Source organism: Pseudomonas sp. R1-18, assembly GCF_051132095.1.
Taxonomy (GTDB): Bacteria; Pseudomonadota; Gammaproteobacteria; order Pseudomonadales; family Pseudomonadaceae; genus Aquipseudomonas.
Genome location: NZ_CP071658.1, coordinates 4,229,273 through 4,250,363, shown reverse-complemented (window position 1 = coordinate 4,250,363; position 21,091 = coordinate 4,229,273). Strand labels below are relative to the sequence as shown.

Annotated in this window: 8 protein-coding genes, 2 tRNA genes and 3 rRNA genes; 10 read left to right on the top strand and 3 right to left on the bottom strand. The window is 58.9% G+C overall.

Features of this window, described 5'->3' with window-relative positions:
• Positions 1-458: 458 nt before the first annotated feature.
• From J3P77_RS19425 to J3P77_RS19415, 3 genes are all read right to left on the bottom strand, one after another.
• Positions 459-1,052 carry an IMPACT family protein gene (locus tag J3P77_RS19425; protein ID WP_434678189.1) on the bottom strand — a complete coding sequence of 198 codons (594 nt, stop codon included), beginning with the start codon at positions 1,050-1,052 and terminating at the stop codon, positions 459-461.
• 32 nt (positions 1,053-1,084) lie between these two features.
• Complete coding sequence (locus J3P77_RS19420) at positions 1,085-1,747, bottom strand: TetR/AcrR family transcriptional regulator (RefSeq protein ID WP_434678187.1); 663 nt, start codon at positions 1,745-1,747, stop codon at positions 1,085-1,087.
• A 90-nt stretch (positions 1,748-1,837) separates the two neighbouring features.
• A complete protein-coding gene (locus J3P77_RS19415; RefSeq protein WP_434678186.1) occupies positions 1,838-2,758 on the bottom strand; it encodes a LysR family transcriptional regulator in 921 nt (306 codons plus the stop codon).
• A gap of 111 nt (positions 2,759-2,869) precedes the next feature.
• On the opposite strand from J3P77_RS19415, the gene J3P77_RS19410 reads away from it, so the two are divergent.
• From J3P77_RS19410 to recD, 10 genes are all read left to right on the top strand, one after another.
• On the top strand, positions 2,870-4,216 hold the full coding sequence (locus tag J3P77_RS19410; protein ID WP_434678185.1) for an aspartate aminotransferase family protein: 1,347 nt from the start codon (positions 2,870-2,872) through the stop codon (positions 4,214-4,216).
• Between the two features lie 72 nt (positions 4,217-4,288).
• Positions 4,289-5,782, top strand: coding sequence for a CoA-acylating methylmalonate-semialdehyde dehydrogenase (locus J3P77_RS19405; RefSeq protein WP_434678184.1), 1,494 nt, complete (start codon positions 4,289-4,291; stop codon positions 5,780-5,782).
• 551 nt (positions 5,783-6,333) lie between these two features.
• Positions 6,334-7,870, top strand: a 16S ribosomal RNA gene (locus J3P77_RS19400).
• 122 nt (positions 7,871-7,992) lie between these two features.
• Positions 7,993-8,069: transfer RNA gene (locus tag J3P77_RS19395), tRNA-Ile, on the top strand.
• A gap of 10 nt (positions 8,070-8,079) precedes the next feature.
• Positions 8,080-8,155: transfer RNA gene (locus tag J3P77_RS19390), tRNA-Ala, on the top strand.
• A 235-nt stretch (positions 8,156-8,390) separates the two neighbouring features.
• Positions 8,391-11,283: ribosomal RNA gene (locus J3P77_RS19385) — 23S ribosomal RNA — on the top strand.
• A 147-nt stretch (positions 11,284-11,430) separates the two neighbouring features.
• Positions 11,431-11,546, top strand: a 5S ribosomal RNA gene (gene rrf / locus J3P77_RS19380).
• The 16S, 23S and 5S rRNA genes sit together here with 2 tRNA genes alongside, the layout of an rRNA operon.
• A 288-nt stretch (positions 11,547-11,834) precedes the next feature.
• Entirely contained in the window at positions 11,835-15,311 is a 3,477-nt protein-coding gene (gene recC, locus J3P77_RS19375; protein WP_434678183.1) for an exodeoxyribonuclease V subunit gamma, read from the top strand.
• Positions 15,308-19,000, top strand: coding sequence for an exodeoxyribonuclease V subunit beta (gene recB / locus J3P77_RS19370; RefSeq protein ID WP_434678181.1), 3,693 nt, complete (start codon positions 15,308-15,310; stop codon positions 18,998-19,000). The genes recC and recB overlap by 4 nt, the downstream gene beginning before the upstream one ends.
• A complete protein-coding gene (gene recD / locus J3P77_RS19365) occupies positions 18,997-21,090 on the top strand; it encodes an exodeoxyribonuclease V subunit alpha (RefSeq protein ID WP_434678180.1) in 2,094 nt (697 codons plus the stop codon). The genes recB and recD overlap by 4 nt, the downstream gene beginning before the upstream one ends.
• Position 21,091: the final 1 nt, after the last annotated feature.

Here is a 21,091-nt window from a genome sequence, read left to right as displayed (position 1 = left end):
AGGGGGTCAGCTTTCGATCCAGACGGGCAGAGCGGTTGCGCCCACCTGGCTTGGTGCTCCTGTTTGACGCACGAATGCGTGCCCGGCACCAGCCAAGGGCGGTCATGAGGCGAAATGGCTAATTGATGTGTACAAAAAATGATCAGGTCGGGCTGATGGCGATGCCCCAAGCGATTGCGGCAGGCTTGCACCTGTTATCCACAGATTGCTCCACAGCAACTGTGCGCAACCTGGATCCGCCGGAATAACGGGCGCGGGGCAGGGAATAAAGAGTGCTAAGCAAGGCCAACTTGCTGTTTTGAGGCGTTTTTCTGCGTTGGTTCCAAAGGATGTGCAAAAAATGATCACTTGTCTGAACCGCAGGTCGGACAAGGCCTACAGCGTGGTGTGCTCAGCTTATCCACAGCTGGATGCACAGTAGATGTGGGCAACTGTGTCGAACGGCGCTCATCGGCTCTTTATGTATCGGGCGATGGGGTTAACAAGATCCGTCCTTTGCTCAGGTCGGCCAGTTGCCGCTGAAGCAGCTCGACTTGCGGGGGACCGACGGCTATCGACATTTGCACGCCGTTGGCGGCGAAGATTTCGGATTCCACCAGGCCGCTGTGCTCGGCAATTCGCAGCTTTACCAACGCCAACTCGCTGAAGCTGCATTCGAGTTCGAATCGCAGGCGACTGATCAGCGGCAGCCGCTCGGCCTGCTGCAAACATTTATTGGCGCCGCCGCCATAGGCGCGGGCCAGACCGCCAGTGCCGAGCTGGATTCCGCCGTACCAGCGGATGACCAGGACTGCGACCTGATCAAAGTCCTGCGCTTCGATAGCCGCCAGAATCGGGCGCCCGGCCGTGCCGCCCGGTTCGCCGTCGTCGTTGCTGCGGTATTGCGCACCCAGCTTCCATGCCCAGCAATTATGCGTAGCGTTCAGGTCACTGTTGCGTTCAATGAACGCTTGCGCCTCGGCGGCGCTGGCAATAGGCGCGGCAAGCGTGATGAAGCGGCTCTTGCGAATCTCTTCCCGAAATTCACAAGGGCCGACAAGGGTAAAAGGCATGCGTTATTCCAGCTGTCGACAGGACAGCGATTCTACAAGGCTGGCGGTACGAGGCCGCAACCCTTGAGGATGATCCGGATCAGATTCTCGCTGGCAGCGTCCATGTCCTGTCGGGTCAGGCGAGTGCGGCCTGTCACCCGGCAGATCTGCGTCGCGAAATCGGCGTAGTGCTGGGTGCTGCCCCAGAGCAAGAAAATCAGGTGCACCGGGTCGACAGGGTCCATCTTGCCCGCATCGATCCAGGCCTGGAACACCGCCGCGCGGCCCTGAAACCACAAGCGGTAGTCCTGGCTGAAGTACTCGCTCATGCATTCGCCGCCGCTGATGATCTCCATGGCGAATATCCGCGACGCCTGAGGGTTGCGGCGGGAGAACTCCATCTTTGCGCGGATGTAGCGGGCCAAGGCCTGAGCAGGGTCGTCGTCGACGCTCAGGTGATTGAAGGTGCTGTCCCACAACTCGATGATGTTGCTCAAAACGGCAACGTACAGGCCCAGCTTGTTGGTGAAGTAATAGTGCAGATTGGCTTTCGGCAGCCCCGCCTTGAGCGCGATGGTGTTCATGCTCGTGCCCTTGAAGCCGTGCCGGGCGAACTCATCTTCGGCCGCCTTGATGATGGCTTCTTCGTTCTTCTGGCGGATGCGGCTGGCAGGCTTGGTGGTGTGTTGGCTGTGCGCTGGGACTTCGAGGGTCATGGGCGATTCCAGACAGATCATGGGGCTGCGACGATTCAACAGATAACGTAGGGATGGTCATCCGACAAGCGTCGGATCATGCGCCGCCGATTACCGCGTCGCGGCAAGACTCTGCAAAAAGCTTTCCAGTACCAGATGCGGGCGGCGGCCTTTGCGTGTCACCGTTACAAGGCTCAGATCATAGAACCGCGATTCGGGCTTCAGCGCGCGCAGCCGTCCTTGCTGTACCCAGGCGCAGGCGTAGTGGTCCGGCAGATAACCAATATAGCGTCCAGTCAGGATCAGGAAGGCCATGCCTTCGCGGTCGGACGCGCTCGCCGTGCACGACAGTGCGCGGTAGTGGTCCTGGATTTCGGTGGGCAGACGAAAAGTCGGGGTAATGGCTTCCTGGGCCGCGAGGCGTTCATCGGCCAGTTGCCCATCGTCCACGTAAAACAGCGGATGCCCGACCGCGCAATAAAGCAGCGAGCGCTCGCTGTACAGCGGCTGGTAGTCGAGACCGGGCAGGGCGCTGGCCTGTGGTACCACACCGACATGCAGTCGGCCGTCAAGCACGCCTTGTTCCACTTCATTCGGTGCGGTCATGCGAATGTTGATATGCACGTTCGGGCCGCGCTCCTTGAGCTGAGCCAGAGCGTGGGTAATGCGCATATGCGGCAGAGTGACCAGATTGTCGGTCAGACCGATATTCAACTCGCCTCGCAAATGCTGATGCAGACCGTTGACCTCGGTGCGGAAACTTTCCAGCGCACTCAGCAGCTGCAGGGATGACTGATAGACCTCGCGGCCCTCATCGGTAACCGAAAATCCCGCTCTGCCACGCTGGCACAGGCGCAAGCCCAGACGTTGCTCCAGGTCGCTCATCTGCTGGCTGATAGCCGAACGGCCGATACCCAGCACGCCTTCGGCGGCGGAGAAACCTCCCGCTTCCACGACGCTTTTGAAAATGCGCAGCAGGCGGATATCAAAATCGCTGACCTGGGCAAGTGGATCGGGACGGCGAGCGCTCATTGTTTAGTCATCACTTGACTGAAGATCGGAAAAGTTGAGTTTTCCGGACTTTAGCGGCGTGGCACCTTAGCCGCAATCATCGGTTGCTCACTTGTTAATGAGGGTCGCTCCATGAACATGTTCGAATCGTCCGAAATGCCGGTTACCACGCCCTTGAAACTTGATGCTCACTGGATGCCTTACACGGCGAATCGTAATTTCCAGCGCGACCCGCGAATGATCGTCGCGGCGCAGGGCAGTTATCTGACCGACGACCAGGGCCGCAAGATTTATGACGGGCTGTCGGGACTCTGGACATGTGGAGCGGGGCACACGCGCAAGGAAATTCAGGAGGCCGTTGCCAGACAATTGGGCGTGCTGGATTACTCGCCGGGCTTTCAGTTCGGTCATCCCTTGTCGTTTCAGCTGGCGGAAAAGATCACGGAGCTGACGCCGGGCAACCTGAACCATGTCTTCTATACCAACTCCGGTTCCGAGTGCGCCGATACCGCGGTGAAAATGGTGCGTGCGTACTGGCGGCTCAAAGGTCAGGCGAGCAAGACCAAGCTGATCGGCCGTGCTCGCGGTTACCACGGGGTCAACGTTGCGGGCACCAGCCTTGGCGGCGTCAATGGCAACCGCAAGATGTTCGGCCAGTTGATGGACGTCGACCACCTGCCGCATACGCTATTGCCCGGCAACGCCTTCTCCAGAGGCATGCCCGAGGCGGGTGGGGTCGCGTTGGCGGATGAAATGCTCAAGTTGATCGAGCTGCATGACGCTTCCAACATCGCCGCGGTCATCGTCGAGCCGATGGCGGGCTCGGCGGGCGTGATCGTTCCGCCCCAGGGCTATCTCAAGCGGCTGCGCGAGATCTGCGACCAACACAACATTCTGCTGATCTTCGATGAAGTGATCACCGGCTTTGGCCGCACCGGCGCAATGTTCGGGGCCGACAGCTTTGGCGTCACGCCGGATCTGATGTGCATTGCCAAGCAAATCACCAACGGCGCGATTCCCATGGGCGCGGTGATTGCGAGCAGCGAAATCTACCAGACCTTCATGAACCAGCCGACGCCTGAGTACGCGGTCGAGTTTCCACACGGCTATACCTATTCCGCACACCCTGTGGCCTGTGCGGCAGGCATCGCCGCGCTCGACTTGTTGCAGCGCGAAAATCTTGTTCAACAGGCCGCGCAGATCGCTCCGCATTTCGAAAGCGCCCTGCATGGCGTGAAAGGCGCTCGGCACGTCGTGGACATTCGCAACTTTGGTCTTGCTGGCGCAATCCAGCTGGCGCCCCGTGATGGCGACGCGATCGTCCGGCCTTTCGAGACCGGGATGAAGTTATGGAAGGCCGGCTTCTATGTGCGCTTCGGCGGCGACACCCTGCAGTTCGGTCCGACCTTCAACAGCAAGGCTCAGGATCTGGACCGGATGTTTGACGCCGTAGGCGAAGCCCTGAACCAGATCGACTGACGGGCTACCGGTCTCTTTCTTTATATCTGAACGGCGGCGTCCTCGCGGCTACGAAATTTATGGAGTCATCGCATGAGCAACATCCAGCATTTGATTCACGGCGAACTGGTTGGCGACAACGGACGCAGTGCAGACGTGTTCAACCCCTCCACTGGGCAAGCCATCCACAAGGTCGCGCTCGCCAGCCGCGAGATCGTCCAACAGGCCATCGACTCTGCGAAAGCGGCGTTTCCCGCCTGGCGCAATACCCCGGCGGCCAAACGCGCTCAGGTCATGTTTCGTTTCAAGCAACTGCTGGAGCAGAACGAAGCCCGTATCGCGCAACTGATCAGCGAAGAGCACGGAAAGACACTGGAAGATGCCGCAGGTGAACTCAAGCGCGGTATCGAGAACGTGGAATACGCCTGTGCGGCGCCGGAGGTTCTGAAGGGCGAATACAGTCGCAACGTCGGACCGAATATTGATGCGTGGTCGGACTTCCAGCCCTTGGGCGTGGTGGCGGGTATTACCCCGTTCAACTTCCCGGCAATGGTGCCATTGTGGATGTACCCGCTGGCTATCGTCTGCGGCAACTGCTTTATCCTCAAACCGTCGGAGCGGGATCCCAGCTCCACGTTGCTTATCGCTCAGTTGCTGCATGAAGCCGGTCTGCCTGCCGGTGTGCTCAATGTCGTACACGGCGACAAGGTTGCCGTGGATGCGCTCATTGAAGCGCCCGAAGTCAAAGCGCTGAGTTTCGTGGGCTCCACACCGATTGCCGAGTACATCTATAAGGAAGGCGCAGCGCGGGGCAAACGCGTGCAGGCTTTGGGCGGCGCCAAAAATCACGCGGTTCTGATGCCGGACGCCGATCTGGACAACGCAGTCAGCGCATTGATGGGCGCCGCTTACGGCTCCTGCGGCGAGCGTTGCATGGCGATTTCGGTAGCGGTGTGCGTTGGCGACCAGATCGCCGATGCGCTGGTCGCCAAGCTGGTGCCACAGATCCAGAGTCTGAAGATCGGTGCGGGCACCACTTGCGGCCTGGACATGGGGCCACTGGTAACCGGGCAGCATCGCGACAAGGTCAGCGGCTATATAGAAGATGGCGTCCGGGCGGGTGCGACACTGGTGGTAGACGGACGTGGACTGGAAGTTCCCGGTCATGAAGAGGGCTTCTTCCTGGGTGGCTGTCTGTTCGATCGTGTCACACCGCAGATGCGTATCTATAAAGAAGAGATCTTCGGGCCAGTGCTGTGCATCGTGCGCGTGGACAGCCTGGAGCAGGCCATGCAGCTGATCAATGAGCATGAATACGGCAACGGCACCTGCATCTTCACTCGGGACGGGGAAGCGGCCCGTCTGTTCTGTGATGAGATCGAAGTGGGGATGGTCGGCGTCAACGTGCCGCTACCGGTCCCGGTTGCTTATCACAGCTTTGGCGGCTGGAAGCGTTCCTTGTTCGGCGATCTGCATGCGTATGGGCCGGATGGCGTGCGCTTCTATACTCGGCGTAAAGCCATTACCCAGCGCTGGCCACAGCGGGCGAGTCATGAGGCGTCGCAATTTGCGTTCCCGAGCCTCTAGCAACGACGGATTTCAGGGGGGGCGGAGATTTGTGACAGTTTTTTGAAATTAACGGTTGACGCGCTCCTGAATCTCTCTATAATTCGCCCCACTTCCGGCGCAGACGGAAACGAAAAAGCCTTGCGAATCAACGAGTTGCAAGGTTTTAACGGAGAGGTCAGCGAAGAAGTGGCGTCGGTCAGGTTGATCGACAGCGGTGAGAAAAAAGAGTTTGACACGCGGTTGTAACGCTGTAGAATTCGCCTCCCGCTGACGAGCAACGCAGAGTTGATCGAGGCGCAAGTGGTTGAAGTGAATAAGGAAACTTTGAAACTTCTGAAAATAACCGCTTGACAGATACAGAGGACGCTGTAGAATGCGCGCCTCGGTTGAGACGAAAGAATCAACCCACCGCTCTTTAACAACTGAATCAAGCAATTCGTGTGGGTGCTTGTGGTGTCAGACTGAAGTCAACAGATTATCAGCAACCCAAGTTACTCCGCGAGAAATCAAAGATGTAACCAGATTGCTGAGCCAAGTTTAGGGTTTTCTCAAAACCCAGATAGATGTTTGAACTGAAGAGTTTGATCATGGCTCAGATTGAACGCTGGCGGCAGGCCTAACACATGCAAGTCGAGCGGCAGCGGGTCCTTCGGGATGCCGGCGAGCGGCGGACGGGTGAGTAATGCCTAGGAATCTGCCTGGTAGTGGGGGATAACGCTCGGAAACGGACGCTAATACCGCATACGTCCTACGGGAGAAAGCAGGGGACCTTCGGGCCTTGCGCTATCAGATGAGCCTAGGTCGGATTAGCTAGTTGGTGAGGTAATGGCTCACCAAGGCGACGATCCGTAACTGGTCTGAGAGGATGATCAGTCACACTGGAACTGAGACACGGTCCAGACTCCTACGGGAGGCAGCAGTGGGGAATATTGGACAATGGGCGAAAGCCTGATCCAGCCATGCCGCGTGTGTGAAGAAGGTCTTCGGATTGTAAAGCACTTTAAGTTGGGAGGAAGGGCAGTTACCTAATACGTATCTGTTTTGACGTTACCGACAGAATAAGCACCGGCTAACTCTGTGCCAGCAGCCGCGGTAATACAGAGGGTGCAAGCGTTAATCGGAATTACTGGGCGTAAAGCGCGCGTAGGTGGTTCGTTAAGTTGGATGTGAAATCCCCGGGCTCAACCTGGGAACTGCATCCAAAACTGGCGAGCTAGAGTATGGTAGAGGGTGGTGGAATTTCCTGTGTAGCGGTGAAATGCGTAGATATAGGAAGGAACACCAGTGGCGAAGGCGACCACCTGGACTGATACTGACACTGAGGTGCGAAAGCGTGGGGAGCAAACAGGATTAGATACCCTGGTAGTCCACGCCGTAAACGATGTCAACTAGCCGTTGGGAGCCTTGAGCTCTTAGTGGCGCAGCTAACGCATTAAGTTGACCGCCTGGGGAGTACGGCCGCAAGGTTAAAACTCAAATGAATTGACGGGGGCCCGCACAAGCGGTGGAGCATGTGGTTTAATTCGAAGCAACGCGAAGAACCTTACCAGGCCTTGACATCCAATGAACTTTCCAGAGATGGATTGGTGCCTTCGGGAGCATTGAGACAGGTGCTGCATGGCTGTCGTCAGCTCGTGTCGTGAGATGTTGGGTTAAGTCCCGTAACGAGCGCAACCCTTGTCCTTAGTTACCAGCACGTTATGGTGGGCACTCTAAGGAGACTGCCGGTGACAAACCGGAGGAAGGTGGGGATGACGTCAAGTCATCATGGCCCTTACGGCCTGGGCTACACACGTGCTACAATGGTCGGTACAGAGGGTTGCCAAGCCGCGAGGTGGAGCTAATCTCACAAAACCGATCGTAGTCCGGATCGCAGTCTGCAACTCGACTGCGTGAAGTCGGAATCGCTAGTAATCGCGAATCAGAATGTCGCGGTGAATACGTTCCCGGGCCTTGTACACACCGCCCGTCACACCATGGGAGTGGGTTGCACCAGAAGTAGCTAGTCTAACCTTCGGGGGGACGGTTACCACGGTGTGATTCATGACTGGGGTGAAGTCGTAACAAGGTAGCCGTAGGGGAACCTGCGGCTGGATCACCTCCTTAATCGACGACTCAGCTGCACCATAAGCTCCCACACGAATTGCTTGATTCATTGAAGAAGACGATAGAAGCAGCTTTAAGCTCCAAGCTGATAGCTCTGAGCTAACAGTTACAAGCTCGAAATTGGGTCTGTAGCTCAGTTGGTTAGAGCGCACCCCTGATAAGGGTGAGGTCGGCAGTTCGAATCTGCCCAGACCCACCAATTTTGTTATGGGGCCATAGCTCAGCTGGGAGAGCGCCTGCCTTGCACGCAGGAGGTCAGCGGTTCGATCCCGCTTGGCTCCACCATAAACTGCTTCAGCGTATGAAAGCTTAGAAATGAGCACTCCATCAGGTTGATGGCGAGTGTTGATTTCTGGTCTTTTGACTAGATCGTTCTTTAAAAATTTGGGTATGTGATAGAAAGATAGACTGAACGTTGCTTTCACTGGCAACGGATCAGGCTAAGGTAAAATTTGTGAGTAATTGCAAGTTTTCGGCGAATGTCGTCTTCACAGTATAACCAGATTGCTTGGGGTTATATGGTCAAGTGAAGAAGCGCATACGGTGGATGCCTTGGCAGTCAGAGGCGATGAAAGACGTGGTAGCCTGCGAAAAGCTTCGGGGAGTCGGCAAACAGACTGTGATCCGGAGATGTCTGAATGGGGGAACCCAGCCATCATAAGATGGTTACCTTGCACTGAATACATAGGTGCATGGAGCGAACCAGGGGAACTGAAACATCTAAGTACCCTGAGGAAAAGAAATCAACCGAGATTCCCTTAGTAGTGGCGAGCGAACGGGGACCAGCCCTTAAGTTGATTTGAGATTAGCGGAACGCTCTGGAAAGTGCGGCCATAGTGGGTGATAGCCCTGTACGCGAAAATCTCTTGTCAATGAAATCGAGTAGGACGGGGCACGAGAAACCTTGTCTGAATATGGGGGGACCATCCTCCAAGGCTAAATACTACTGACTGACCGATAGTGAACCAGTACCGTGAGGGAAAGGCGAAAAGAACCCCGGAGAGGGGAGTGAAATAGATCCTGAAACCGTATGCGTACAAGCAGTGGGAGCCCACTTTGTTGGGTGACTGCGTACCTTTTGTATAATGGGTCAGCGACTTATTTTCAGTGGCGAGCTTAACCGAATAGGGGAGGCGTAGCGAAAGCGAGTCTTAATAGGGCGTCTAGTCGCTGGGAATAGACCCGAAACCGGGCGATCTATCCATGGGCAGGTTGAAGGTTAGGTAACACTGACTGGAGGACCGAACCGACTACCGTTGAAAAGTTAGCGGATGACCTGTGGATCGGAGTGAAAGGCTAATCAAGCTCGGAGATAGCTGGTTCTCCTCGAAAGCTATTTAGGTAGCGCCTCATGTATCACTGTAGGGGGTAGAGCACTGTTTCGGCTAGGGGGTCATCCCGACTTACCAAACCGATGCAAACTCCGAATACCTACAAGTGCCGAGCATGGGAGACACACGGCGGGTGCTAACGTCCGTCGTGAAAAGGGAAACAACCCAGACCGTCAGCTAAGGTCCCAAAGTCATGGTTAAGTGGGAAACGATGTGGGAAGGCTTAGACAGCTAGGAGGTTGGCTTAGAAGCAGCCACCCTTTAAAGAAAGCGTAATAGCTCACTAGTCGAGTCGGCCTGCGCGGAAGATGTAACGGGGCTCAAACCATGCACCGAAGCTACGGGTATCATCTTAGGATGATGCGGTAGAGGAGCGTTCTGTAAGCCTGTGAAGGTGAGTTGAGAAGCTTGCTGGAGGTATCAGAAGTGCGAATGCTGACATGAGTAACGACAATGGGTGTGAAAAACACCCACGCCGAAAGACCAAGGTTTCCTGCGCAACGTTAATCGACGCAGGGTTAGTCGGTTCCTAAGGCGAGGCTGAAAAGCGTAGTCGATGGCAAACAGGTTAATATTCCTGTACTTCTGGTTACTGCGATGGAGGGACGGAGAAGGCTAGGCCAGCTTGGCGTTGGTTGTCCAAGTTTAAGGTGGTAGGCTGAGATCTTAGGTAAATCCGGGATCTTAAGGCCGAGAGCTGATGACGAGTGTCCTTTAGGACGCGAAGTGGTTGATGCCATGCTTCCAAGAAAAGCTTCTAAGCTTCAGGTAACCAGGAACCGTACCCCAAACCGACACAGGTGGTTGGGTAGAGAATACCAAGGCGCTTGAGAGAACTCGGGTGAAGGAACTAGGCAAAATGGCACCGTAACTTCGGGAGAAGGTGCGCCGGTGAAGGTGAAGCATTTACTGCGTAAGCCCTCGCCGGTCGAAGATACCAGGCCGCTGCGACTGTTTATTAAAAACACAGCACTCTGCAAACACGAAAGTGGACGTATAGGGTGTGACGCCTGCCCGGTGCCGGAAGGTTAATTGATGGGGTTAGCGCAAGCGAAGCTCTTGATCGAAGCCCCGGTAAACGGCGGCCGTAACTATAACGGTCCTAAGGTAGCGAAATTCCTTGTCGGGTAAGTTCCGACCTGCACGAATGGCGTAACGATGGCGGCGCTGTCTCCACCCGAGACTCAGTGAAATTGAAATCGCTGTGAAGATGCAGTGTATCCGCGGCTAGACGGAAAGACCCCGTGAACCTTTACTATAGCTTTGCACTGGACTTTGAATTTGCTTGTGTAGGATAGGTGGGAGGCTGTGAAGCGTGGACGCCAGTCTGCGTGGAGCCATCCTTGAAATACCACCCTGGCAACTTTGAGGTTCTAACTCAGGTCCGTTATCCGGATCGAGGACAGTGTATGGTGGGTAGTTTGACTGGGGCGGTCTCCTCCTAAAGAGTAACGGAGGAGTACGAAGGTGCGCTCAGACCGGTCGGAAATCGGTCGTAGAGTATAAAGGCAAAAGCGCGCTTGACTGCGAGACAGACACGTCGAGCAGGTACGAAAGTAGGTCTTAGTGATCCGGTGGTTCTGTATGGAAGGGCCATCGCTCAACGGATAAAAGGTACTCCGGGGATAACAGGCTGATACCGCCCAAGAGTTCATATCGACGGCGGTGTTTGGCACCTCGATGTCGGCTCATCACATCCTGGGGCTGAAGCCGGTCCCAAGGGTATGGCTGTTCGCCATTTAAAGTGGTACGCGAGCTGGGTTTAGAACGTCGTGAGACAGTTCGGTCCCTATCTGCCGTGGACGTTTGAGATTTGAGAGGGGCTGCTCCTAGTACGAGAGGACCGGAGTGGACGAACCTCTGGTGTTCCGGTTGTCACGCCAGTGGCATTGCCGGGTAGCTATGTTCGGAAAAGATAACCGCTGAAAGCATCTAAGCGGGAAACTTGCCTCAAGATGAGATCTCACTGGAACCTTGAGTTCCCTGAAGGGCCGTCGAAGACTACGACGTTGATAGGTGGGGTGTGTAAGCGCTGTGAGGCGTTGAGCTAACCCATACTAATTGCCCGTGAGGCTTGACCATATAACACCCAAGCAATCTGCACGCTTCGAAAGAAACGACCAGATTGCGGTGACTGTGAAGACGACACACACCGAAAACTGCAGCTCACAAACATCACATACCCGATTCGCTGGAGCGTCGGTAACGACGTCCCGGCACACCGAATTTCTTGACGACCATAGAGCATTGGAACCACCTGATCCCATCCCGAACTCAGCAGTGAAACGATGCATCGCCGATGGTAGTGTGGGGTTTCCCCATGTGAGAGTAGGTCATCGTCAAGATTAAATTCCAGAACCCCATTTGCGAAAGCAGATGGGGTTTTGTCTTTTCCGGCAATACAGAAAAGCCCGGTGGGAGCGGACTTGTTCGCGAAGACCATCCACCAGGCGATGCATCTGTCGGGGCGCTACCGGCCTCTTAGCGGACAAGCGGAGCGAAGCGCCGCCCGGTTCGCTCCACAGACTCCGCCCGGTCCTACAATATTTGCCTCCCAATCGCATCTGGCAATCGGGCACGCTTGCCCTTAAGGTTCTGCATTGGGAATCACTCCTCCAGTCCGGGAAGCATGCATGTCTGATACAACCTCTCTGAGCCACGGTTTCATGGTGGTCCACGGCAATCGTCTGGATGAGTTGCGGAGTCTGGTTGTGTCATGGATGCGCCGCTACCCACTCGCGCCGCTGGAAAACGAGATCGCTCTGGTGCAGAGCAATGGCATTGCCCAATGGCTCAAGCTGGCCCTGGCAGAGGACGAGCTAGACGACGATCTGGGTGGCTGCGGTATCGCTGCTGCAATCGACGTGCAATTGCCCGGCAGTTTCATGTGGCAGCTCTATCGCCTGGTCCTGGGCCGTGAAGAGATACCGGTCACCTCGCTGCTCGATAAAGCCCCTTTGACCTGGCGTCTCATGCGCCTGCTTCCTGAGCTTATCCACCAGCCGCACTTCGAACCGCTGCAGCGGTTCCTTACCGACGATACGGATTTACGTAAACGCTATCAGCTGTCTGAGCGTCTGGCTGACCTGTTCGACCAATACCAGGTCTATCGCGCCGACTGGCTGGAGGACTGGGCCGCCGGCCGACACCAGTTGCGCAATGGGCGAGGTGAAGCCAATCCCCTGACCTCCGCTAATTGCTGGCAGGCCGAACTCTGGCGTGCGTTGCTACACGACGTTGGCGAGCAGGGCATGGCGCAGAGCCGTGCCGGTGTCCATCAGCGTTTCATCGAGCGCATCAGCACGATGACCGACGCACCGTCCGGCCTGCCGGCGCGCGTGATCGTGTTCGGGATCTCCTCGTTACCGGCTCAGGCCCTTGAAGCGCTGGCCGGGCTGGCCAGGTTCAGCCAGGTCTTGCTGTGCGTGCATAACCCCTGTCGCCATTACTGGGCCGACATCGTGGCCGACAAGGATTTGCTGCGTCATCAATACAAACGCCAGGCTCGCAAGGCGGGCATGCCGCTCACCCTCGACCCGGAGGCCCTGCATCAGCATGCCCATCCGCTGCTTGCCGCCTGGGGCAAGCAGGGCCGCGATTACATCAACCTGCTCGACAGTCACGATGATCCGCGCAGCTATCGATCTGCGTTCAAGGACGAACGAATCGACCTTTTCAGTGAAAGTGAACCACGCAATCTTCTGAACCAGATTCAGGACGACATTCTCGAACTGCGTCCTCTCGATGAAACTCGTGAACTCTGGCCTGCCGTCGATCCGCTGGCCGACCGCTCGATCCGTTTTCATATTGCCCACAGCGCCCAGCGCGAAGTGGAAGTGCTGCACGATCAACTTCTGGCGCGATTCAGCAAGGACCCGGATCTACGCCCACGCGATGTGATCGTCATGGTGCCGGACATCGACAGTTATGCGCCGCATATTCGCGCCGTCTTCGGACAACTGGAGCGCGATGACCGGCGCTTTATTCCATTCACCTTGGCTGACCAGGGTCAGCGTGGCCGGGACCCGCTGCTCATCGCGGTGGAGCACCTGCTGAAACTGCCGGACAGCCGCTTCCCGGTCAGCGAAGTGCTCGACCTGCTGGACGTACCCGCTCTACGGTCTCGTTTCAGGATTCAGGAGCGCGACCTTGCGACCTTGCACCGGTGGATTGAAGGCGCTGGCATTCGCTGGGGTTTGCACGCGGGGCACCGTGAGGGGCTGGGTCTGCCGGAAAGTCTGGAGCAGAACAGCTGGCATTTCGGCTTGCGACGTATGTTGCTGGGCTACGCGGTAGGGGCTGGCGCTTCTTATGACGGTATCGAACCTTATGACGAAATCGGCGGGCTCGACGCCGCGCTCATCGGGCCTCTTGTCGCTCTGATCGATGCGCTGGAAGTCGCGCATGCCGAGCTGTCGCTGCCTGCCACCGCAGAGGTGTGGGGAACGCGTCTACAGGCATTGCTGCAGGTGTTCTTCCTTGCCGATAGCGAGCACGATGATTACCTGCTTGCCCAGCTTGAAACCCTTCGCGAGACCTGGCTGGAAACTTGTGAGACCGTCGGGCTGCTGGACGAGTTGCCGCTTACGGTCGTCCGCGAAGCATGGCTCGCCGGTCTGGATCAGGGCCGACTGTCGCAGCGCTTTCTGGCTGGATCGGTCAATTTCTGCACCCTGATGCCGATGCGTGCCATCCCGTTCAAGGTAGTGTGTCTGCTGGGGATGAACGACGGGGACTACCCGCGTGCCCAGCCTCCGCTGGACTTCGACCTGATGGGCAGCGATTACCGGCCTGGTGACCGCTCGCGCCGTGAAGATGACCGTTACCTGCTGCTCGAAGCACTGCTCTCGGCACGAGATCAACTCTACATAAGCTGGGTCGGCCGAAGCATTCGTGACAATAGCGACCGTCCTGCGTCGGTGCTCATTGGCCAGTTGCGTGATCACCTGTCTGCAGGTTGGAAACTGGCCGGTGCAGCAGACCCGGAAAGCAGGCAGGACTCAGGCGAACAACTGCTCGCTGCCCTCACGGTCCACCATCCGCTGCAGCCGTTCAGCGCCAGTTACTTCCATGCCGGCACGGGCTTTTTCAGCTTCGCCCGGGAATGGCGGCTGCTTCATGAGACGGGTGTGTCGAGGCCAGAGCATGCGGTTCTGCCGCCACACGAGCAGGACGAGCCGCTGACCATTGATCAGTTGCAGGATTTCCTGCGCAATCCCGTCAAACATTTCTTCAGCCAGCGGCTGAAGATCCATTTCGAAGTGGTTCAGGCACCGATGGCTGATGAAGAGCCCTTCGTACTCGACGCGCTGCAACGTTATGGCCTGAGCGAAAGCCTGCTCACAGCCGCACTGTCAGGCTCCGACGAAATCGAATCCGTGCTGCAGGGCCATGCGCTCAGACTGCAAGGCAGCGGACTGCTACCGATGGCGGGATTCGGCGTCAGTTTGCAGGAAGAGCTGATCGAACCGTTGCCGGATGTTCTCCGGCGTTATCGCGAACTGCTGTCCCTGTGGCCTGAACCGCTGAGCAGCGCGTTGCCTGTCAGCTTCAGTCATAACGCGGTCGAACTCGACGGTTGGCTCGGCGGCTTGCACCGCAACGGCAGAGGCGAGCTGTTGATTGTCAGCGTCATTCCCAATGGCATCGGCTCGAAAAAAACTCGCAAATGGCATCGACTCATTCGCCCCTGGGTCACGCATCTGGTCGCCTGTGCCTGTGGATTGCCGTTAAGCACCGCGTTGGTTGCCAGCGACGAAACCCTGCTGCTTGCGCCGCTGCAAAATGACGCCGCCGCAGCTGCATTGGGCGATCTGCTCACCGCGTGGCAATGCGGAATGCGCCAGCCGTTACCGGTCGCGGTCAAGACCGCTTTCGCCTGGCTGGCCCAACCCGCAGACAAAGCTGAAGCCGCTGCCCGAAAGGCATATGAAGGCGACGGTCAGACCACCGATGGCGAGCGCCGGGAAAGCACGGCCTTGAGTCGCCAGTACCCGGATTTCAACGCCTTGATCGACAGCGAAGAATTCGCCGGTTGGTGTGAAGCACTGTACAAACCGATTTACGAAGCTGCCTGGCAATCGCTGTCAGGCGAGGACGCACGCGCATGAGCCTTTCGAATCTTCCATTGGCGCTGCGCTTCCCTCTGCGCGGCAGCCAGCTGATCGAAGCCAGCGCCGGCACAGGCAAGACCTTCACTATCTCGGCGCTCTACCTGCGTCTGGTTCTGGGTCATGGTGACGAAAAATCGGGATTCGGCCGCGAGCTGTTGCCGCCGCAGATCCTGGTGGTGACCTTCACGGACGCCGCGACCAAGGAGCTGCGTGACCGGATCCGTACGCGCCTGGCTGAAGCCGCGCGTTTCTTTCGCGACGAGATCCCGGCTCCGGACGCCCTGATCGCCGAGTTGCGCGAGCAGTTCGGCGTCGAACTCTGGCCCTCGTGTGCCAACCGCCTGGACATCGCCGCGCAGTGGATGGACGAGGCGGCGGTATCGACCATCCACAGCTGGTGCCAGCGCATGCTGCGCGAGCACGCGTTCGACAGCGGCAGCCTGTTCACCCAGACCCTCGAAACCGATCACAGCGATTTGCTCGGCGAAGTGTTGCGTGACTACTGGCGCCGTTTCTGCTATCCCATGTCCGGCGATGCGCTGAAATGGGTACGTGACAACTGGAGCGGTCCGGCAGCCCTGTTGCCACGGGTGCGCGGACTGTTCGGGCGGGAGCGCGGCGGACACACCCAGGAACCCGCCGAGCTGATCGCCGCCTCGCTGCTGGAGCGACGCGAAGCGCTCAAGACACTGAAAGCACCTTGGAACGACTGGGCAAACGAGCTGCTCGCCATCTGTCAGGACGGTGTGGCACGCAAAATTGTTGATGGCCGCAAAATGCAGGAACGCTATTTCAGGCCTTGGTTCGAGAAGTTGTCGGCCTGGGCGGCGGACGAAGCGGTCGAGGCACTGGAGCTGGGCACCGGCTTCACCCGCCTGACGCCGGACGGGATTGCCGAAGCCTGGAAAAGCAACGCACCGTCGCACCCGGCGTTTGAAGCAATGCTCGAACTCAAGGCGTCTCTGGACGGCCTGCCGCGCCCCGACGCTGCCGTGCTGCAACATGCGGCGCAGTGGGTCAGTGCGCGCTTCGAAGAAGAGAAGCGTCGTCGCGCGGAAATGGGGTTCGACGACATGCTGCTCCGGCTCGACGCAGCGTTGCAAGGTGCCGGCGGGGAGCGGCTGGCAACATTGATTCGGGAGCAGTTCCCGGTCGCGCTGATTGACGAGTTTCAGGACACCGATCCGGTCCAGTACCGGATTTTCGAGCGTATCTATCGCCTTGAAGAGAATGACGAACAGACCGGCCTGTTCCTGATCGGCGACCCCAAACAGGCGATTTATGCCTTCCGGGGCGCAGACATTTATACCTATCTGCGGGCGCGCTCGGCGACTGCCGGCCGCTGGCACACGCTGGATACGAACTACCGTTCGAGCCATGCGATGGTCGAAGCGGTCAACCATGTGTTCGAGCGCGCGGAACTACGCCCGCAAGGGCGCGGTGCATTTCTGTTCCGCAGCGGTGGCGACAATCCGGTTCCATTCGGAAATGCGCTGGCACAAGGCCGCAAGGAGCGGCTGGAAGACGATGGTCAACCGCTGGCCGCGCTGACCCTTTGGCATCTGCAGACCGATCAGCCGGTGTCCGGCGCCACATACCGTCAGCAACTGGCGGCCAGTTGTGCCAGCCAAATCGTGCGCCTACTCAACGCCGGGCAGCAGGGCCTGGCAGGCTTCGCATCCTCCGACAAGGCGTTTCGCGGCCTGCTGCCTGCCGATATCGCCATCCTGGTGCGCGACGGCAAGGAAGCGCAGGCGATACGTAATGAGCTGTCGGCTCGTGGTGTGCGCAGTGTGTATTTATCTGACAAGGACTCGGTGTTCGCCGCGCAGGAAGCGCGGGACATGCTGGCATGGCTCAAAGCCTGCGCCGAGCCGGACGCCGAGCGCATCCTGCGCGCGGCGCTGGCTTGTGTGACGCTGAACCTGCCGCTGGCCGAGCTGGAGCGTCTTAATCAGGACGAACTGGCCTGGGAGCGGCGCGTCATGCAATTCAGGGAGTATCGGAGCGTCTGGCGCAGCCAGGGTGTTCTGCCGATGCTGCGCCGCCTGTTGCATGACTTTGCCCTGCCGCAGACCCTGATCAACCGCCCGGATGGCGAACGCGTCCTGACCAATTTGCTGCACCTGTCGGAATTGCTGCAGCAGGCTGCCGCGGAACTGGACGGCGAACAGGCGCTGATTCGTCATCTGGCCGAGCATCTGGCGCTGTCCGGTCAAACCGGCGAAGAACAGATCCTGCGTCTCGAAAGCGACGAGCAACTGGTCAAAGTGGTGACTATCCACAAGTCCAAGGGTTTGCAGTACCCGCTGGTGTTCCTGCCTTTTATCTGTTCGTCCAAGCCGGTGGACGGCAGCCGGCTGCCGCTGGTGTATCACGACGCCGAGGGCAGGACGCAGATCAGCCTGCAACCCACTGAAGAATTGATTCAGCGCGCTGATGATGAGCGTCTGGCCGAAGACCTGCGCTTGCTTTATGTCGCGCTGACTCGCTCCGAACATGCGTGCTGGCTGGGCATCGCCGATCTCAAGCGCGGCAATGCCAGCAGTTCGGTGCTGCACCGTGCGGCGCTCGGCTACCTGCTGGGCGGCGGCGCGGTGCTCAGTGAATCGGTGGACCTCGAGGTGTGGCTCAATGAACTGGCGAAGGGGCGCGACGCTATCAAGCTGGAGCCGCTGCCTGAACCGACGCCCTTCACTTTCAGCGCCCCACGCAACGAAGCCTCTTTGCTCAAACCGCTGGTGCCTAGGCGCCGCGCCGCCGAGAACTGGTGGATCGCGTCTTACAGTGCGTTGCGCATTGGCGATACCGTCACTGCGGGTGCGGACCAGTCTCCGGATAGCCCGCAAGCGCAGAAGCTGTACGACGACGAACGCCTGGATCCCGATGCGCCGCGTGACGTTGTGCAGGGCGGTAGCGACATTCATCGTTTCCCCCGTGGTCCGAACCCCGGCACCTTCCTGCATGGTCTGTTGGAGTGGGCAGGCAACGAAGGCTTTGCTCGTGCCGCGCGCCATCCTGAGCTGCTGAAGGACGCGGTGGCACGGCGCTGCAACCGTCGCGGCTGGGAGGGCTGGATCGAAACGCTGGCAGACTGGCTGCACCAGCTGCTCGACATGCCGCTGCGTCTGGGGAACGAAGCGAGTCCTGTCGCCTTGAGCGCGCTGGATCGGCCGAATCAGTATCGGGTTGAGATGGAGTTCTGGTTCGCCAGTCGTCAGGTCAATGTCAACCAGCTCGACGCACTGGTACGGCGCTACACGCATGCCAACGCACCGCGCGCCGCCACAGAAACGGCATCGCTGAATGGCATGTTCAAAGGCTTCATTGACCTGACGTTCGAGCATGACGGGCGCTACTACGTAGCAGATTACAAATCCAACTGGCTGGGCAGTGAAGACGCGGCCTATACCGAAGCGGCGATGGAAAGCGCGATTCTCGACAATCGCTATGACCTGCAATACGTCCTGTATCTGTTGGCGCTGCACCGCCAGCTCAAGGCGCGGCTTGCCGATTATGACTATGACCGACACATGGGCGGCGCGGTCTATCTGTTCCTGCGCGGCAGCCGGTCGCCGAGCCAGGGCGCCTATTTCACCCGACCCCCCCGCGCCCTGATAGAAGCGCTGGACCTGCTGTTCCAGGGCAAGTCGGTCACCTCTGAATCGCCTGGGGAGTTCGCATGAGCCGCTCGTTTTCCGAACTGTTGCCCACTGCCTTGGCCGACATTGCCCTGACCGATCTCGACCCGCTGGGCCGTGTCGATGATTTGCTGTTGTTGCTCGACCGTTGGGTGGAGCGGGGTTGGTTGCGGGCGCTGGACCGCGCTTTCGTGGCTTTTCTCGGTGACCTGGACCGGCACGCCGACCCACTGGTGCTGGTCGCGGCAGCGCTGACCAGCCACCAGCTGGGCCACGGACATGTCTGCCTTGACCTCTACGAAACCCTGAAAGAACCCGACTTCGCCCTCTCACTTCCGCCGGAAGGTGATTTGCAGAACACGCCGATGCTGTTGCCCTCGCAATTGCTGGCAGCGCTGGACGGCGCGGCATGGTGCCGCTCGCTTGCCGCCAGCGTACTGGTGGCCGACGGTTCGGACACCAGCGCCGAAGCCATGCGCAAACCCTTGGTGCTGTCGGACCGACGCCTTTACCTGCGTCGCTACTGGACCTACGAACGGCGCATCGCCGCGGCGTTGCGTCAGCGCCTGGCGCGGGAAGAACCGACGCCGGTCGATCTGCCGCAACGTCTGGACGGCCTGTTCGGCGCAGCCAACCCCGCACCGGATGCGATCATCGACTGGCAGAAACTCGCCTGCGCACTCGCGACACGACGGGCGTTCAGCATCATCACGGGCGGACCGGGCACCGGCAAGACCACCACCGTGGTGCGTCTGCTAGCCTTGCTTCAGGCGCCGGCGGTGCAAAGCGGCCAGCCGCTGCGCATCCGCCTCGCAGCGCCGACCGGCAAGGCCGCTGCGCGTCTGACTGAATCGATCAGCCAGCAGGTGCAAAGTCTGGATGTCGGCGCCGAGGTCAGGCAGAAGATACCCAGCGAAGTCACCACGGTGCATCGCCTGCTTGGCAGCCGCCCCGGCACCCGCCACTTCCGGCATCACGCGGGTAATCCGTTGCCGCTGGACGTGCTGGTTGTCGACGAGGCGTCGATGATCGACCTGGAAATGATGGCCAACCTGCTGGATGCCTTGCCGTCTCACGCGCGCATGGTGCTGCTGGGCGACAAGGACCAGCTCGCCTCCGTGGAGGCCGGCGCGGTGCTGGGCGACCTCTGTCGGGACGCGGAACATGGCTATTACAGCGGGGAGACGCAAGCCTGGTTGCAAACGATCAGCGGCGAAGACCTGAGTAAAAGTGCGCTGCTGCCTGGCGACGCGCAGAACCATCCGCTGGCGCAGCAGGTGGTAATGCTGCGCCATTCGCGCCGGTTCGGGCAGGGCAGCGGTATTGGTCAGTTGGCACGGCTGGTCAACCAGCAGCACGATCGCGAGGCGCGGGCGCTGCTGGCGGCGGGCAGCCATCAGGACTTGTTCGCGCTGGCGCTCAGAGGCGAGCAGGACCGCAAACTCGAGCGGCTCATCCTCGACGGCCACGGCTCTGGGCCTGACGGCCCACAGGGCTATCGGCATTACCTTGCGGTTCTGAGCGGGCAGCGCCCAGCGACCGGCCCGGCGCTTGACGATCCTTGCTGGACGCAATGGGCTCGCGCCGTGCTGGAGGCCTTCGATGCTTTCCAGCTGCTGTGCGCCGTGCGCAAAGGGCCGTGGGGCGTGGAAGGCCTGAACCAGCGCATCACCCACGCGCTGTATAACGCAGGACTGATCGAAAGCGAGCATCAATGGTACGAAGGCCGCCCGGTCCTGATGACCCACAACGATTACGGACTCGGCCTGATGAATGGCGACATCGGCATTACCCTGCGGCTGCCGGAGCGCGATGCCGATGGTAAACATGTGCTGCGGGTCGCTTTCCCGCGCAACGATGGCAGCGGCGGGATCCGCTTCGTTCTGCCCAGCCGGCTCAACGACGTGGAAACCGTGTACGCCATGACCGTACACAAGTCCCAGGGATCGGAGTTTGCCCACACCGCATTGATCCTGCCCGAGGCGCTCAACCCGGTCCTCACCAAGGAGCTCATCTACACCGGTATTACCCGCGCCAAGCACTGGTTCAGCCTGATCGAACCGCGACAGGGTGTTTTCGAAGAGGCGCTGCGCCGTAAGGTCAAGCGCCTGAGCGGGTTGATGCTGGAGCTTTGAT

Coding starts and splice junctions, on each gene's coding strand:
- J3P77_RS19425 (WP_434678189.1), bottom strand. CDS start 1,052: ATGCCTTTTACCCTTGTCGGCCCTTGTGAATTTCGGGAAGAGATTCGC.
- J3P77_RS19420 (WP_434678187.1), bottom strand. CDS start 1,747: ATGACCCTCGAAGTCCCAGCGCACAGCCAACACACCACCAAGCCTGCC.
- J3P77_RS19415 (WP_434678186.1), bottom strand. CDS start 2,758: ATGAGCGCTCGCCGTCCCGATCCACTTGCCCAGGTCAGCGATTTTGAT.
- J3P77_RS19410 (WP_434678185.1), top strand. CDS start 2,870: ATGAACATGTTCGAATCGTCCGAAATGCCGGTTACCACGCCCTTGAAA.
- J3P77_RS19405 (WP_434678184.1), top strand. CDS start 4,289: ATGAGCAACATCCAGCATTTGATTCACGGCGAACTGGTTGGCGACAAC.
- recC (WP_434678183.1), top strand. CDS start 11,835: ATGTCTGATACAACCTCTCTGAGCCACGGTTTCATGGTGGTCCACGGC.
- recB (WP_434678181.1), top strand. CDS start 15,308: ATGAGCCTTTCGAATCTTCCATTGGCGCTGCGCTTCCCTCTGCGCGGC.
- recD (WP_434678180.1), top strand. CDS start 18,997: ATGAGCCGCTCGTTTTCCGAACTGTTGCCCACTGCCTTGGCCGACATT.